Origin of the sequence: Rhizobium sp. BT03 (assembly GCF_030053155.1) — a bacterium.
Taxonomy (GTDB): Bacteria; Pseudomonadota; Alphaproteobacteria; order Rhizobiales; family Rhizobiaceae; genus Rhizobium.
Genome location: NZ_CP125640.1, coordinates 4369204 through 4386542, shown reverse-complemented (window position 1 = coordinate 4386542; position 17339 = coordinate 4369204). Strand labels below are relative to the sequence as shown.

The following is a 17339-nucleotide window of genomic DNA, read 5'->3' as shown; positions in this document are numbered from 1 at the left end:
GCAGAGGTTTGGGATTGTTAATCAGACATGCCTAATGTAAATCTTGACGTGCACAAGTTGTGCGACAGTTGATTTGCTACGATATCTGGTTAGGACATTCGACTGGGAGAGGCTCGAAGATGCGGAAAATTCGTGCGGCCAGCCCGGCCCTCGGACAAACACAGGCAGAAGCTTCGAGTTCGATCGACCGGCTTTTGTTCTTTGACCGCGACTTCAATCCCGTCGAGAATTTGCTGGGCAACGAGCTGCCCGCATCCGTCAAACCGGCAGCGTCCCTTTGGGAACACTTTCCACAGCTGGACAAATCGGCGATCACGCTCGCTTTCCGCTCACTGGATGACAGTGCCCAGCCGTTACGAATATCGGGCGATCTGGGCGGGCCCGCATCGCACGGGCTGACGATCTATCGGATCGGAGAGCTGTTTGCCGTGGTTCGCTCCGAAGAGCTTGTTGACGACGAACGTGCGACCCTTCTGCATCTGGCGACCCACGACCCTCTGACGGGACTGCCGAACCGACGCCAGTTCAGCGACGACCTTGCTGTGCTGCTGCAGGAGGCCGCAGGCTCGAACGAGACCCTGTCCCTGATGCAGCTCGACCTTGACGATTTCAAGCCCGTCAACGACACGCTCGGGCATCCGGCCGGTGACACGCTTCTTCAATCTGCCGCAAGGCGTATTCAAGACTGCCTGAGCAGCGATGACAGAGCCTATCGCCTGGCCGGCGACGAATTCACCGTCATTTCCAGGGGCCCGGGACATCCGGCCAAAGCGCACCGGCTGGCGGACGCTTTGGTCGCGGCATTCAAAAAGCCCTTCACGATCGACGGCATTGCCCTCTTTGTCGGCACCAGCATCGGCATATCCACCTCTCCTCCGGATGGGACAAGTCCGGAAGAGCTAATGAAGGCGTCCGACCTCGCGCTCTATGCCGCCAAGCAGGAAGGGCGCGGCCGGGCAAAAGCCTTCGATCCCGCAATGCTTGAACTACTGGAGCAACGCGAATTGCTGCGCCGCAGCCTCCGCATGGCCTTGGACCAACAGCAATTCTTCGTCGAGTACCAACCCCTTGCCGAAGGCGGCTGCATCGTCGGGTTCGAAGCGTTGCTGAGATGGCACCACCCGCTGCTTGGAAAAATTCCACCGGCGGCATTCATTCCGATGGCCGAAGCCGATGGAATGATGCCTGACATCGGCGCATGGGTTTTGGAGCAGGCATGCCGCGAAGCGATGAAGTGGCCTGAGAATTACATCGTCGCCGTCAATGTCTCGGCGGCGGAATTCCTGACGAGCGGCCTTACCGATCGCATATCGCAGACGCTGGACCTGGTCGGGCTTCCGCCCGAGCGTCTGGAGCTCGAGATCACCGAAAGCGTGCTGCTCGAGCGGACCGTCAACAACATCGACACGCTGAATACGCTCAACGTGCTGGGGATACGGATCTCGCTTGACGATTTCGGGACCGAATATTCTTCGCTGAGCTACCTCAAGACATTCCCTTTCGACACGATCAAAATCGACAAATACTTCATCACCGATCTGGAAAGCGATCCGAAAAGCCAGACGATCGTCCGCTGCATCGTCAACCTCGCACATGGCCTCGACATGCAGGTGACGGCCGAAGGGGTCGAGACGCCGGCTCAGGCGGAATGGCTGCACAGCGTGGGCTGCGACAGGCTTCAGGGCTATCTGGTGAGCAGGCCGCTTCCGGTCGAGGCGATCGGCGAGTTCATCAACCGGGCTGAGACATCCGTGAGCCCCGCGCTGGTATAGCAAAGGACCGATTTTTCGCCGTGCTTTTTGAAGGCATCTGACGCTCCAGACGAACTGATGGAGGCTGTATTGGAAGAGGAAGCATCCGGCTTCGATGACCATGCATTGGCGCCTATGGTGTCGCTGGAACTGAACGTTGCGATGTTCAAATCCCAATGGCAGTTTTGCGACAGGATTACCGAATATCTCGCAGACATCCTCGGCCAGGGTCACAGCGATCCGGCTCGATATTCGAATTTTCTTTCCGTCGCGGCCAACGAGCTCATTGAACTTGCTTTCCGTTCGACCGATGAGCCGGGAAGGATAAGTTTCAGTCTCTATCGGAGCGCGACGTCCAACCGGCTGAGAATTGCCTTTGCCCGCGAGGACCGCGAGAGCACCGGTCGGAGGTCAGGTGAACGCCAGTCCCTCTCCAGCGCCGGATCCGAGCTGAAGCCCGATGGGGCGATTTTGCTCAGCGATCTGGCAACCATATTCCGTGCCGCGATCCGGATTGAGAAGAACGGCGCCCAAGGGATTCAAATCATCGCGGATTTCCCCTCTGCCGAGGATTTCCAATGAACATGCTTCCCCTGCCCTTCGCCGTCCATTTTGATCCGACAAATCAGGAGCTGCTGCTGACCGGCAAGATGCGGCCGGAAAGTGCAAACGAGATTGCCGATGCCCTCAAGCTGGTGCGGCAAAGTTTGGAAAAATACAGCGGCGTCATCTACCTGAATGTCAAACGCCTGACGCATATCAACATGACGGCCTTCTCAGCGCTCTCCGATATTCTGAGGGCACACTGCCGGACCAGGCCGGAGCGGAAGATCGTCATCATCACGTCGAGCGTGGTGGCCTGGTCGACTTCGCTGTTCCAGACCCTGGCTGCATCGCAGCCGAACCTGTCGGTTGAAGTCTACGATTCGGCGTTTTATCCGGGCCAGACCTTTGTCGAGGATGAGAGCTTCATTCCCATTCTGCGCACCCAGACGAAAATGACGTGGAGGCACGAACGCGAACTGCTGCCGCGTCACGGTCTGCGCAACGGTCTTGTCATGGCCGATATCTGCTGCGGAATCGGCGATTTCGCCGCCCTGGTTCAACGGGAATTCAAACCGGAACGGCTTGTCGCGCTTGATCATTCGGTGCGCAGCCTCGAATATGCCCGCAAGGTCGCTGCCGACTTCGACCTGCAGGGGATAGAGTACACCTATGGCGACGCCTCCCAGATGCTGCTTCGGGACAATCAATTCGACTTCGTCACCTGCCGGCATTCGCTGCAGATCTTCAACCGTCCCGAGATGCTGCTCAGGGAGCTTTACCGCATCTGCAGGCCCGGCGGCCGTGTCTACATCACCAACGAAAAAAATTCGCATTGCCTGGGCGAGCCGCATGCGGAAACGATCAAATGGACATACGAGGAGGTCGCCAAACTGTTCAGGCACTTCGACATGGATGTCGAGATGGGGCCGAAAAGCCGCCATCTCCTTGCCGATGCGGGATTCGACAATATCAAGGTCGATTGCTTCATGGTGACCAACCTCGACGGGGATCCTCAGGACTTCGCCGACATCATCGAAGCCTGGGAAAATGTCTATGCCGGCGAGATGGCGGTGCGGCGCGGCGACTCCGTGGATTTTATCCGCAGGTTCCGGCAAGGATTCAAGGATCACATCTTTGCGGCCCTTCACCCCAAGGGTTATGCAGGCTGGCCGATCTGGGCAGCCTCAGGGCGAAAGCCACTGTGATGGACGCGAGATCACCGAAGACCCCGGCAGGAATAGGCTTTCGGGCAAAATTCATCCTGGTCGTCGGCGGAGCTGTGCTCTTCGACCTGCTGGTCAGCGGCGGGCTGGCGCTTTGGAACGTTCAGAGGCTGTCGCGCGACGCAACGCTCGAGGTCGGCCAGGGTCTCGAAGCGGCAAGCCAGGAATATATCCGCACCTATGCCGACTCGACCGCGGCTCAGGTGAGTTTGCTGCTGCGGCAGGTTCATAGCGACGTCAGTACGCTCGCAGGCGTGCTTCAGGCGCAGATCGACGATCCCGCGCGCAATTCGGACGTCGGCGCCGCAATCGCCCGCACATCACCCGGCAGCGTCAGCCTTTCCTACGATCAGCAGGGGAAATGGTCTCAGAACGCTCCGGGCTCGGTCTCGGTCGTCAGCGTGTGGGGTTACCTGCTCGGGCAGGACCGGAAGCCTAGACCCGACGTCGAGAGCGATATCCGCACCAGCGCGGTTCTGGATCTTGTGGCGCCGAGCCTGATGCAGCACGGTGCCTCGAAGCTGCAGATGTATTATATCGGCTCGAAAGACCGGCCGATCTTCCGAACCGCACCCTATACCGACCAGGCTCAGACCTTCGACCGCCTTTATCCTGGACATAACGAGGCCAATTTCTGGGACTTCTTTTTCCCGGGACTTTACGAATCCTGGCAGGGCTGGGCCAAGGATATCAAGACGCGGCCGGTCGCAGGCGACATCACCCAGACGGCACCCTATACGGATGCCATTACCGGCAAGCTGATCGTCAGTTTCTTTCATCCGCTATGGACGGCCGACAGGAAGGATGTCGCAGGCACCGCCGGCGCCGACATCACGCTCGACCAGCTGGCGCAGACGGTCGAAAATGTCAAAGTGGCGCAATCCGGCTTTGGGTTTCTGGCAATGTCCGACGGCAATGTCGTCGCGATCAACAGCACCGGTGAACAAACCCTCGGCCTGCGTTCCGCCAGCGGTGCGAGCGGAACCGGCGTGACCGGCCTGGAGCGCTCGCTGAAGGGAAGCTCCCAGCCCGCGATCGCCAAACTGGCCTTGGACCGCGAACAGGGCCTTCAGCATTTGCTGTTGCAGCAGGACGGCAGCGAGGTCCCCTATATCGTCATCGTCAAGAAACTGCCTGCGACCAATCTCTGGGTCAGCGGCCCGGTTCGGCAGGAGGCGATGCTGCTTGGGCTGGTCGTGCCCGAGCGAGAAATCGATGCCTCGCTCTATGCCGCCCAGGCCAAAATCTCCGAGGCGACGAACCGGATCGTGCTCTACCAAATTCTGGCGATCCTGATGTCCCTGCTGATCGTGACGATCGCGGTATTTGCCGCCTCGAAAAGAATAACCAGCGGAATCAGCGCATTGGCAGGCGCTGCCAAACGCATTCAGGCGAAGGATTATTCGGTCAGGGTGGCCATCTCGAGCAGGGACGAAGTCGGCGAGGCCGGTGAAGCCTTCAACCGCATGGCCGAAGAAATCAGCTATCACACCGAAAATCTCGAGCAGCTCGTCGAAGAGCGAACCGCTCAAATCGAAGATGCGAAAGAAGAGATTTCGACGCTGAACGCACAGCTGCAGCGGGAAAACAGACGTCTTGGAACGGAGCTCGCCGTCGCCGAGCGTATCCAGCTGATGGTTCTTCCGCTCGATCAGGAGCTCGAGGACTTTCAGGCGCTCGAGATCGCGGCCTATATGAGACCGGCGGAAGAAGTCGGCGGCGATTATTACGACGTCTTGAAGAACGGAAGCCGGTTGAAGATCGGCATCGGCGACGTCACCGGACATGGGCTCGAAAGCGGCGTGTTGATGTTGATGGTTCAGTCCGTCGCCCGCGCCCTGCAGGAAGCCGGAAATACCGATGCGGTGAAATTTCTCACAGATCTGAACAGCGCCCTGTTTAAAAATATCGTCAGGACGAAAATCGATAAGCACCTCACTCTGGCGTTTCTTGACTACGACGGAAAAGAGATGATCCTGTCGGGACAACACGAAGAAGTTGTCATCGTCAGGGCAAACGGCGAGGTCGAACGTATCGACACCATGGATCTGGGCATACCGATCGGGCTGGAGGCCGATATCTCAACCTTCATCAAAACCCGTCAGATCGCCTTCGAAAAGGGGGATCTCATCCTCCTGCATACGGACGGGGTAACCGAGGCCGAAAATGATGCCGGAGAATTGTTTGGCATGGAACGCCTGTGCCGCGAAGCAGTTCGCTTGAAGGATCTGAGCGCTGAGAAAATCGTTGCCGAAATCGTCGCGACACTGATGCTCTTCATCGGATCGCAGAAGATTTACGACGACATCACGCTTCTCGCAGTACGGCACAGGTGAGCCATGAGGCCAACGGTATTCGGCATCGAATCTCTGACAGATATAAGCCTGGATTCCGGCACGCGCCTCACCTTGACCGATGGCCCGCTGCAGCTTGGATGGAAGCACTCGGGAATGACGGCCGACTTCATTGCCGAGGTCATGGCCCTGCCCTTTTCACGGTCGCGAAAAGCCTACATGCAGGCGCATCATGACATCGGCTATCTCAGCAACGAGCTGATCGAAAACGCCGTCAAGTTTCGCCAGCCTGGCGAGATCCTCATTGAAGCCGGCATATCCGAGGGACGCTTTTTGATACGGGTCAAGAACACCATCGACAGCGCCACAGCCTGGCGCTTCCAGCAACTGTTGCATCGCCTGCAATCGAAGGATCCCGGCGAACTTCTCCTTGAGCAAATCGAAACCAACGCCATATCGTCTGCAAGCGGTTCGGGCTTGGGTCTGCTGACCCTTCTCAGCGACTACGACGCAAAAATGGCATGGGCATTCGAAGAAAATAATGCTGAACATATCATACTGACGACGACTGCAGCCGTGGCAATGCCGCCCTCCTCCAATCCGTGAGCGAAGAATGGAAATCAGCGACGAAAACTTCCGTGTATGGGCGGAACAAAACGAAGTCTATTTCGACGGCGTCTTCCGCCTGGCCGGGCCGGACGCCTATGCGCCGATCTATTCATTGATAACAGGCCTGCTCCACGACGGGCACAAACAGGTGACATTCAATCTGACCGGCCTCGAATTCCTCAATTCCTCCGGCATCAATCTCCTGGCCAAGCTGACCATCGAAGCCAGAAAAATGGGCGACCTGCTGCTCGTCGTCAAAGGCACGCACCAATATCCCTGGCAGGCGAAGTCGCTGCCGAACCTCAAGAAGCTGCATCCGCTTCTCGATTTGCGGTTGGCGTGAGCGGGGGCGAGGAACTATTTGCGGCGCGGGGCCGGCTCTCGTCTGCCTGCTGGCGGCTATCGTCACGGCCAATCTGGTGGAGTCAAAACGGTAGGATCGATTTGGGGGGCGTGGCTGCAGGTCGTTCGTAATATCGCGCGCGCCTACGTCTCCTCCCTCATTCCTGTGCTCGTCACAGGAATCCAGCCACGGCGCGTCCGCGCCGTGAATGAATCATATCGCGCCGAAAAAGTCTTTCGCGCCCAAGGACTTGGGCGCACTGGATTCCTGTGACGAGCACAGGAATGAGGGAGTGTGAAGTGGCGTCTCCGCCCAATCCTCCGCTCATATCGGTGTAGAACATACCACCTCCCCCTCCTCAATCCTCCAGCGGACGAGGCCGCGGCGCGCAGTGCCCAGCGGTTCCTCTAAGACTATATGCCGGGGCCTCTCACCGGACCTCAGTCCGATGTGCGATGCGCGATCCGCGTTTAATCTTTCACAACTGCTTACGTCGTGGAATTGCACGACGCCTATTGATCTTATTCGGAGGAAAACGATGCGGATAGCAACCTTGACGTCCCTGGCTGTGCTCTCGCTGGCGCTTGCCGCAGGCCCGGTCACGATTGCAGGTCACGACATGGCCGCACTGGCGAAGGACGGTGGTAACGGTGGTGGCAATGGCGGCGGTAACGGTGGTGGGAATGGCGGCGGCAATGGAAACGGCGGCAGCCATGGCAGCGGCAACAAGGGCAACGGTTCGGCCAATAGCGGCTCCAAATCGACAGGCTTGAAAGGCAAATCCTCCGAAGCGGCAGGCAAGTCCAAATCGGCCAAAACAGACAGGGTCGCCGCCACAAAAGAGAAAAACCTCTCGGCGCAGCTTGCGGGCCTGAACTCCTTGAAGCGGAATTACCGGGCGTTGATGCATACGTCGGACCCACGCATGGCCGCCATCTCGGCCTATGCAGTGGCTTACGCCCAATATGAAATCGACAACGGAATCGAGCCTGCAGCGACCGACCCTCTGCTGGGGGACGCGGCGCTGGAGGACGCATTGGCTTCCGCTACGAAATCCGGTCAGGTGAGCCCGGCGGTCCTGGCAGAAGCCAAAAACATTCTCGGCGTGGGCGAAGCGAACGGCAAGATCGATCAGATCCGCACCTCACTTGAGGACGCCGCGCCGGCGACGTCAGACGAATAGCCACGAGTGGGTTGCGTGAGGTGCGCCGCCGTTTCGGTTACAGCTGCGCACCAGACTATGAGAGCATTTCCGTCTCTGTTTGAGTAACGGAATGCTCTCTTTTTTTGAGAATTTTCGGGGCGCGCAAAACGTGCTCCGAGAGATCGGCAGGGATGCCCCTCATCCACCTGCCGGCACCGACCGGAGTCGAGCCATCGGTCTCGACTCCGGTCGGGTTAGGGTAACGAACAGCGACCTGACGCACCGTCCGGCGCACAAGGCGGGTGGCGCCTCAAGCCGCCTTGCTCGACGGAGACGATCGCTACGACGATTGCCATATCGGGGCCACAGACGCGGAAAACTGGCGCGGGCCTGGCTGAACCTGCTGCGCGGCGATCGCCGCCTGGAAACCTCGCGATAGTCTCCTCTGAACCGGTTTTCGCGCCTTCGCGAGTTTCGGCCTCGGGCTTGCACGAGCAGCCAGGCGGTTTACGTGCCGCCTGGAGACGAAAATCAAAACAGCAGCTATTCCACCGTAAGCGTTCCGCCCCCCTTGGAGTATTTCTTCCCTCCAAGGGAATTGATCGTTGCGCATTTTTCCTTATCGAACTTCTCGCACATCTTGTTGCCTTTGATGCTCCATGTGCCGTTGTAAGTGGCCTTGTCCCCGTCGACGGTCGCTTCAATCGTTCCGTCTGGTTTATAAGTTGTGATGCCCGATTGCGTCTTTGACTTCCAGTGGATCGGGTGGCCTACCAACTCGCTTTTCAACTGCTCCCCGGTCAATGTTGCGGCATATGCACCAGATGCGAAGACGAGCATAATGAGGCCAGAAACCGTGATCGCTTTCATCGTCCACTCCCTTCTTCCTAAGCCGCGTCTGCCGAAACTGCGTTAGAGCACGGCGAACATCTATCCAAAAAGCCTATTTCGACGTTCAAACTTGCAGGGGTCTGCCCCGCTCCCCGAGCGCGGTGAGCGTTGGACAAGGGTCGCTACTCGCACCAGTGTTTCCTATGGTTAGGTCGCGTGAAGCCTTCCTGCGGTACGGGAGTTCCATAAGGAAATGCCCCGCCAGGACGGGGCATTTCGTATTACCTGATGCCGCTTTAATCAGCGATACCGCGCGGAGGGGCGCGGCAGGTCGAAGGATGACAGAGTTCGGAAAATCTTCAATTTACCTGAATTTACTAATCCTGCTGCGGAGCCGGTTACCTTAGCCATGGCCGGATTGACGGGTCAACGCAGAGGCGGCGCCCTCCGTAAATCCTTCTTTTTTAGCTGGAGAGATCGGCCGAGACGATCGCTGCACCTCCGCCTTTTATAGAACCGGCTTCGGTCAAGCCGCCTTCTCAACCGCCGGCTCGCCCATCGCCTGCGGCTTGCCAAGCAGATAACCCTGCGCCTCGTCGCATTGTTCTTCCAAGAGCGTGTCGAGCTGCGCCTGGGTTTCCACGCCCTCCGCCAGCACCGGCACCTCCAGGCTGCGGCCAAGGGCCAGGATGGCGCGGACGATCGCCTTTGACTGCGGGCTGGTTTCGACCTCGGCCATGAAGCTCTTGTCGAGTTTGATCTTGTCGAACGGGAAGGAGCGCAGCGTCTCCAGTGAGGAATAGCCGGTGCCGAAGTCGTCGATCGCGATCGACACGCCGAGCGCCTTGATCTGCCGCATCGTCCGCAAGGCCTTGTCCTTGTCGACGATGATCGAGCTTTCGGTGATCTCGATTTCGAGACGCCGCGGGTTCAGACCGGTTTCCAGAAGGATCTCCGATATGACGGCGGCCATATCGGCATGGCCGAGCTGGATCGGCGACAGGTTGACGGCGATCTTGTGGCTGTTGTTCCAGCTTGCCGCCTCGCGGCAGGCTTCCCTGAGCACCCATTCGCCGATCGGCAGGATCGCGCCGCATTCCTCGGCAAGGCCGATGAAATCCATGGGCGGGATGTTGCCGCGTTCGTGATGCCGCCAGCGCAGCAGAACTTCGTAGCCGGTGATCTCGCCCGTCCGCACCGATTTCTGCACCTGATAATGCAGATGCAGCTGGCTGCGGTCGATCGAGGCCCAGAGGTCCTTGGCGAGCGAGCGGCGGCGGCGCGCATGCTCGTCCATTGCAGCCTCGTAGAAGCAGACCTTCTGCAGCAAGGATTGTTTGGCGCGGTACATGGCAAGGTCGGCATTGGCGAGAAGGCCGTCGACGCCTGCCGCATCGCTTGGATAAACCGCCACGCCGAGGCTGGCGCCCGTCTTGATCTCGAAGCCGTCGATCGTGACCGTCCCGGTCAGCGCGCCTTCGAGCCGCGCGATGAAATCGTGGAGCGCGCTCAGCTCATCGAAGCGCTTGGTCGCGGCGAACTCGTCTCCGCCGAACCGGGCGATGAACTCGCCCTCCTGCCGCGCTTCGTCGAGACGGCGCGCCAGTTCGACAAGCACCTTGTCGCCGGTGCCGTGGCCGTGCTGGTCGTTGATCTCCTTGAACTTGTCGAGATCGATGCCGATGACGGCGACGTTGCCCCTCACCCGGTCGGCGATCATCATTTCCTCCGAGACGCTTTCGCCGAACTGCAGCCGGTTCGGCAAGCCCGTCAGGCCGTCATGCTTGGCAAGGAAAGCGACCTGCTCCTCGGATTTCAGGCGATCGGTGATGTCTTCGAAGGTGACGACCCAGCCGCCATTGGGCAGGATGTTGACATTCTGCTGGATGGATATGCCGCTCGGATATTTGTGAACCGCACTGCCGGCGCCTGATCTGATCAGCGCCATGTTCCTGGTATAATGCGCCTCGGCCCGCGCGGCCGCCTCGCCGGGGTCCTCGGTGTTGGCGGCATAGCCGATGTCGACGATCTCACGGTACACCATGCCGGGACGCACCGATCCCTCGGGGAACCGGAAGATTTCCAGATAGCGTTTGTTGCAAAGCAGCAGACGCTCGTCCCTGTCGAACATGCAGATGCCCTGGCCGATATTTTCGAGCGCGACGTCGAGATTGCGGGTGACCTCCTCGATCCGGTCGGCATCCGCCTTCTGCTTGCTGTTGTCCTTGGTGATCTTGGCATAGCCGATCAGTGCGCCGGCCTCGTCATAGATCGGGTCGATGACGACATGGGCCCAGAAGGAGGAGCCGTCCTTGCGGTAACGCCACCCCTGGGCTTCGAACTTGCCTTCGCTGCGGGCGGTTCGAAGCGCCCGCTGCGGCAGCCCATTCCTCCGATCCTCCTCAGAATAGAACAGCGAGAAATCCTTGCCGACGATCTCATCGGCGCTGTAGCCCTTGGCGCGCTCGGCGCCGGCATTCCAGTTGCTGACCTTGCCATCCGGATCGAGCATATAGATCGCGTAGTCGGTCACCCCTTGCACCAGGAGCTTGAAGTTGCGCTCGGCCCCGGCCGTCTTGGCCTGCGAGCGCACGACGAAGATGGCGGCCGCAAAACCCGCCGCCAGCAGCGAAAAGGTAACGGCGGCGATCGTCACCGCCATCAGCGCCGGCGAAAGCAGCATGGCGGGATCGAGCGCGGTGATGCCGGGAATGACCGTCACCCCCGCCGTCGCGGTGAAATGCAGCGCGACGACGCCAAGCGTCAGGAGAACCGTCGGAACCAGCTTACCCAAAGTCGACCGGCCGCTCCGGCCTGCAAATCGAAAGGCAGCCACTGAAAACGCCACGCCGAGAACCACCGAGGCCGTCACGAAGCCCGTATCCCACGAGATTTCACCGGGGAATTCGATCGCCAACATGCCGGCGAAATGCATAGACCAGATACCGACGCCGAAGAGTACGCCCGCCAGGACGTTCGCCACCCATCTGTCATAGGCGATCTTGGCGGCAACCGCCGCCGTCGTCGCCACGATCGCGACCAGCAGCGAGACCAGCGTCAATCCGGCATGATAACCGACGACGACACCGGGGTCGTATGCCAGCATGGCGATGAAATGCGTGGCCCAGATACCGAAACCACCCGCCGCTCCCGCCGTCAGCAGCCACACCCACCGAACCGCGCCATCGGACAAGGTCGCCCGATGCAGCAGAACGAGCGCGCAATGGCTGGCGAGAAAGCAGATCAGACCCGCAAGCCCGACCAGCGTGAGATCATGCTGCTCGGTAACGCACGTCAGAACGGTAAACATGGAAGAGGCCCTCGATTTCAGAGGGCACGCTAATCAGCGGTCGCTTAAGGAAGGTTGAAATGGGCGGGGCGGCTGGGTGGGATATCGAGGTTGTTCGGGGCTGGTTGTGAGATTAGAGTTTATGGAGGGTTTGTTGGTATGGTGAATGGATCGGGGAGTAGTTATCGGCGAGGTCCGCAACCCAATTATACGGCAATCATCCACGTTAACGTTTTGATCAAGATGTCAGCTTTCGCGATGAGGAAGGCGCCGCTTTTTGGAAACTACGTTGCAATCGCAATTCTCACCGTCCCCAATGATCGCTATAAGAATACACCCCTTAATTTACTCGGTTGTTGTAGGTTGATATGCGTGTAGTAGTAGGCTCACACAACAACTTCAAAGAGAGTCTTCTGTGTCAATTCCGAGTTACGAACTTACGCGTTTGGACAGCAATAATTTCGAGCATCTGGTTAACGCAATTGCCATCCGAGTGCTTGGCTCGGGCGTCACGGGGTTCGGACCCGGAGCAGATGGCGGAAGAGATGGATTTTTCGAGGGCAAAGCAGACTACCCAAGCTCAGCTGAACAATGGAACGGAATATGGTATATCCAATCTAAGTTCCATCCACCGCACTTGTCTGCTGATCCGCAAAAGTGGCTCCTTAACCAAATTCAACAGGAAATCACCTCTTTTAAATCTCCATCATCAAGACGCAGAGTTCCCGATGTTTGGATAATCGCAACCAACATAGAGCCTTCAGGCGTCGCGGAGACGGGATGTTTTGATGCCGCGCGCGCATTGGTCGCGAAATCCCTACCACCCCTCGCCAATCGGTTCCATATCTGGGGCGGAAGAAAGATACTAGATTTCCTGGCATCATTTCCTGACATCTCCGAGTACTACGGAGAATTCCTCACACCTGGCCACATACTCAAGAAGCTATACGACGAGATGTCTGATAGTAGAGCGGATATTTCAGAAATATTTCGTTACGTCACCGTCACTCAAATGATGGAGCAACAGTACACAAAACTAGAGCAAGCTGGATCTACCGTAGACAATAGACCAGGTATACAAAGATTATACACAGATATACCTTTCAAATGGAACGAATTTAGAGGACTTGCCGCGGCGAGTTTATCTAAGGCCTTGGCTCAGGTGCACCGTACCCATCCCTCAATGCCAACTGACGACTCGTGGAAGCTGTGGGCTGAAACTCCAAGTAGAGCACGCGCGTGGCTCGTAAAAGGCGGGCCTGGCCAAGGGAAGTCCACTCTTACGCAATATGTTGCTCAAATTCAAAGAGCAGCGCTCATATTGGGGGCACCAGATCTGGCTATTACGTCGTCGCAGGCGGCCGTTGCAGAAGAAATCCGCAGTATTTCCACCAAGCAAGGTCTCTGGCCCGAGGCTCCCCGTATGCCAGTAACGATAGAACTGAAAGATTTCGCTTTCTGGCTCGGGCAGCGCACGCCAACACAAAGTCCCAGGGTTATTGCCTATCTGGTGGATCGCTTCGGTCGTGACTTGGGCACTACTGTTCAGCCTGGCACTCTAAAGCGAGCGTTCGCCACCTCCAGATGGTTGTTTGTCTTCGACGGGTTAGATGAAGTACCTGGTGACGTGAAGGACGCAGTTGCGAATGAAGTAGTACATTTTGTTGATGATACTCTCGTTGCTTGCGGGACCGACGCGGCAATCGTCTGTACATCTCGGCCACAAGGCTATTCTGGGCAATTTGCCAGCTTGGGAGGCGCCACAGTAGAACTAGCCACCTTGACACCTGAACAGGCGTTGAAGTGCGCTACTCCTTTATTGAAGATTGGTCGTTCACAGACGGATAGCCGGGGATTCATTGAAACTCTACGTGAAGCGCTAAAGTCTCCTGCCATCGCAGAAATCATGACCACTCCGTTGCAAGCGCATATTATGGCAGTCGTTGTGCGAGATGGTGGGCGCCCCCCAGAGCGCCGATGGAAGCTCTTTAACACATTTTATGAAATCATTAAGAAGCGAGAGGCTAACCGAAATCTACCTGATAAAAACCTTGCGACTCTGCTGCGAGAAGGCGACAAGTTACTTCGCGCTCTTCATAACCGGCTGGGTTTCGAACTTCATGCTCGCGCGGAAACGAGTGAAGGAGCGACCACGGCGATCAGACGCGATACATTGAAATTAATCGTATCTGAAACTGTAACAAAATTGCAGGACAAGGACGTCAAAAGCACAGTGTCAACACTGATGAAGGCGACCACGGAGCGCCTCGTATTAGTTAACACTCCCGAAAACGGTGAATTTGTTCGCTTTGATATTAGACCGCTTCAGGAGTTTTTTGCGGCCGAATTTTTATACCGTGACGGCAAGGCGGAGCATTTCCACAGCCGTCTTGAAGCAATAGCTGCCGATGCACATTGGCGCGAAGTTATGCATTTCCTCATAAGCGCACTCGTTGAGAACGGCAGAAACAATGAACTCCTAGTAGCAACCAGCGTCCTTGAAAGTATAGATTCTGGAGAAGGGCCCAGTCGCGCCTTTAATCGTCGGCTAGCGAAGGGCGCTAAAATTGCGGCAAGACTATTAGTTGAAGGCGTGTTGGAAGAAGATAAACAAATTCGATCTCGGTTTCTCAACGCCATAATACCAATGGCAGGGCAAAGCTTTCCATCAGAGTTATTAACGAGAAAGCCGCAACGCCATTCGCTTGCTTGGCTTCAGGACGCAATGCTAACCGCGATTCGAGAACAAACGCCAGCCGAAACGATTGGCGCGGCAATCTGCTTGGGTCGCATCCTCCCTGACAAAGACAAAAGGAGTAGAGAAGTATCGAATTTTATTGAGGGAGCGGGCAGCTCTTATGTAGCATATTTTTTGTATGCTCTGGATCAAAACAAAACAGATTATACGAAGCTCAGCCGCTGGGTCTGCGCCATTGCCGTTAGATTTCTAATGTCTGATAAATGGTTGACTTTTCCCTCAGAGGTAATCGCCGCAGCTTCGCATATTGCTGCCTCTCAAATCAAGACACTTCGTGACGAATTGAACCTCTCCCATTCTTCGTCTCTTGCGAATGTTATCGGCGCCGCTCTTTGGTCCAGCTCTCCTACCCGCAGGCACAGAACCACCTCACTGGAGGTAGTATACGGCATTGTGGAAATGCACTTGGAGCCCGTCGCCACTGAATTAGAGTATGAGAAATGGCCGGACGAAATCTGGAGTAATTTCAAAACTCTCCCAGGCCTATTCTCGGCACTATACCATGCTTTCGAACTTCTTCGGACTAGATCAATCGAAAGCAAAGAAAATTTTTTAAATAGCATCGGCCGGAGCTACTCTAATTTTTCCTTAATCCCGTATCCAATTAAAAATTTCTTCCGTGAAAACCTTGCATATAAGCAACCTGGCGACTCCGACGAAATAAATTTATTAATAGAATCCCACAAACCTGGCTGGGAAAGATACGGCATGACATTTACCCAAGGAGATAATATTGACGTTATAGGGATCGCCCAAGAATTCCCCACGCTTTTCTTCCATCTCTTCAATGACGAAGATTACAAAGATTCTTTCTTGAAATTTAGCAATCACGAGGCATTTCCACCTGCGTTAACAAAATCGATCACCGCAAGCGCCTCCCATGATGTGATCTATACTTGGCGATGCCTGAAAGCACATCCCGCCTTGAATACAACTGAAAATTGCAATTTGATCCTAACTACAGCATGCGGCCCTGTAATTCGCCACAAGTACAGAAATAGCCTACGCCCGATCAAAATTAACCTTCCAGCTGAGACTGTTCTTTTACCCCATGTAGTTGGGATGATGATGGATGCGATCGAGACTGAGAATAAGCCGGCGTATTTGATCAAAGAACATAATCGCTTGAGCTTACACACGTGGACCGAGCAGTTCGCCCCAAGTGCTAGCGATCTCAAAAAAGTGTTTTCAGACCATAAGCGACCGGCACATATTCGCTTCGCGGCGCTGGCATTATACCACTTTCATCCCAAACGCGACACGATGGACAACTATGAACTTTTCGTTCAGTTGTATGATCCAGCTCATTCGACGTGGATGCTTCCAGCGATTGCATACGCACTTTTTGATCAAATCCAGAGGAAGGATGCGAAGGCAATTTCCGCGTTCGGTACGTTGCTTGAACGATCGGCGGATGATTACTTCGGAAGGGCTGCACTAGCGTCCCCTTTTAAAGCTTGGATAGAATCATCTGGCTCGCCGGTGACCAGTTCACAAATGGCTTGGGTCGACTGAAGGACGTTGAGGATGCCGCGCCCAATAACGACGCGTGTGTGACGGCTTCAGAGATTTCTCTCTCGAAGCGCATCGACGATGACGGAGAAGGCCGGGAGGTTCTGCCGCCGGCTGGGGTAATAGAGGTAATAGCCGGCGAATTTGGGGGTCCAGTCTTCGAGGAAGAGTTGGAGACGCCCGTCCGCGATATGCGTTTCGATATAGCTTTCCGGAACGAAGGCGATGCCGTAGCCTTGAAGGGCCGCGGCGACCATTTCGCGATCGGTATTGAAGGTGAACTGGCCCTCCACCCTCACCCGGACCTCCTCGTCGTTCTTTTCGAATTCCCAGGCGTACAGTCCGCCCACCCGGTCGAGACGCCTGTTGATGCAGTTGTGATGCATGAGCTCCTGCGGTGTCGTCGGCACCGCTCTTGTCTTGAAATAGTCAGGGGAAGCGACGGCCACCAGCCGCCAGTCCGGCCCGATCCGCACCGCAACCATGTCCTTCTCCAGGCTCTCGCCGAGACGCACGCCCGCATCGAAGCCATCCTCGACGATGTTGCGGAAGCTGTTGTCGACGCTGAGTTCCAGTTTGATATCCGGATATTCCCCAAGGACGGGGGCGAGCTTCGGCCAGACCACGCTTTCCATCGCGTGGTTCGAAAGGGTGATCTTGACGGTGCCGGCCGGTTTGTCGCGATAGGCCATCAATGCCGCGATATCCGCCTCGATTTCGGAAATGCGCGGTGCAAGCGATTGCCGGAGACGCTCGCCGGCCTCTGTCGTCGCCACGCTCCGCGTCGTGCGGGTGAGAAGCCGCAGCCCCATGCGCGCTTCGAGTTCCTTCACGGCGTAGCTCAGCGTCGATTGCGCGACCCCCAGTTTCGCCGCGGCCCTGGTGAAGCTGCGTTCCTCCGCCACCGCCAGGAAGAGCAGCAGTTCATTGAAATTCTCGCGGGCCACGGCGATATCTCCAGTCGTTCCGATCCGGCGCCATTAATAGCCGATTTCGATAAGTCCATGCAAATTGCAACGGCTAATCGGAGTTATCGAAC

11 protein-coding genes are annotated in these 17339 nt (G+C 56.8%); 8 read left to right on the top strand and 3 right to left on the bottom strand.

The window, feature by feature from the left end; translation table 11 throughout:
• Nucleotides 1–119: 119 nt before the first annotated feature.
• From QMO80_RS21260 to QMO80_RS21230, 7 genes are all read left to right on the top strand, one after another.
• Complete coding sequence (locus tag QMO80_RS21260) at nt 120–1772, top strand: bifunctional diguanylate cyclase/phosphodiesterase (RefSeq protein ID WP_283198245.1); 1653 nt, start codon at nt 120–122, stop codon at nt 1770–1772.
• Between the two features lie 69 nt (nt 1773–1841).
• On the top strand, nt 1842–2333 hold the full coding sequence (locus tag QMO80_RS21255; RefSeq protein ID WP_283198244.1) for a hypothetical protein: 492 nt from the start codon (nt 1842–1844) through the stop codon (nt 2331–2333).
• Complete coding sequence (locus QMO80_RS21250; protein ID WP_283198243.1) at nt 2330–3502, top strand: class I SAM-dependent methyltransferase; 1173 nt, start codon at nt 2330–2332, stop codon at nt 3500–3502. Before QMO80_RS21255 ends, QMO80_RS21250 begins: the two co-directional genes overlap by 4 nt.
• A complete protein-coding gene (locus QMO80_RS21245) occupies nt 3502–5856 on the top strand; it encodes a SpoIIE family protein phosphatase (RefSeq protein WP_283198242.1) in 2355 nt (784 codons plus the stop codon). Before QMO80_RS21250 ends, QMO80_RS21245 begins: the two co-directional genes overlap by 1 nt.
• 3 nt (nt 5857–5859) lie before the next feature.
• Nucleotides 5860–6420: a hypothetical protein gene (locus QMO80_RS21240; RefSeq protein WP_283198241.1), complete on the top strand. Its 561-nt coding sequence runs from the start codon at nt 5860–5862 to the stop codon at nt 6418–6420.
• Between the two features lie 7 nt (nt 6421–6427).
• Nucleotides 6428–6766, top strand: a complete 339-nt coding sequence (locus QMO80_RS21235; RefSeq protein WP_049735143.1) for a hypothetical protein — start codon at nt 6428–6430, stop codon at nt 6764–6766.
• Between the two features lie 538 nt (nt 6767–7304).
• Nucleotides 7305–7949, top strand: a complete 645-nt coding sequence (locus QMO80_RS21230) for a hypothetical protein (protein WP_283198240.1) — start codon at nt 7305–7307, stop codon at nt 7947–7949.
• 504 nt (nt 7950–8453) lie between these two features.
• On the opposite strand, the gene QMO80_RS21225 is transcribed toward QMO80_RS21230, so the two are convergent.
• Complete coding sequence (locus tag QMO80_RS21225; protein WP_283198239.1) at nt 8454–8780, bottom strand: hypothetical protein; 327 nt, start codon at nt 8778–8780, stop codon at nt 8454–8456.
• Between the two features lie 487 nt (nt 8781–9267).
• Nucleotides 9268–12051, bottom strand: coding sequence for an EAL domain-containing protein (locus tag QMO80_RS21220; RefSeq protein WP_283198238.1), 2784 nt, complete (start codon nt 12049–12051; stop codon nt 9268–9270).
• A 424-nt stretch (nt 12052–12475) separates the two neighbouring features.
• Here QMO80_RS21220 and QMO80_RS21215 point away from each other — a divergent pair, with 424 nt between their 5' ends.
• The gene (locus QMO80_RS21215; RefSeq protein WP_283198237.1) at nt 12476–16303 is read left to right on the top strand and encodes an NACHT domain-containing NTPase; all 3828 of its coding nucleotides are present in this window, start codon (nt 12476–12478) and stop codon (nt 16301–16303) included.
• Nucleotides 16304–16350: 47 nt separating this feature from the next.
• On the opposite strand, the gene QMO80_RS21210 is transcribed toward QMO80_RS21215, so the two are convergent.
• The gene (locus QMO80_RS21210) at nt 16351–17247 is read right to left on the bottom strand and encodes a LysR family transcriptional regulator (RefSeq protein WP_283198236.1); all 897 of its coding nucleotides are present in this window, start codon (nt 17245–17247) and stop codon (nt 16351–16353) included.
• Nucleotides 17248–17339 lie beyond the last annotated feature (92 nt).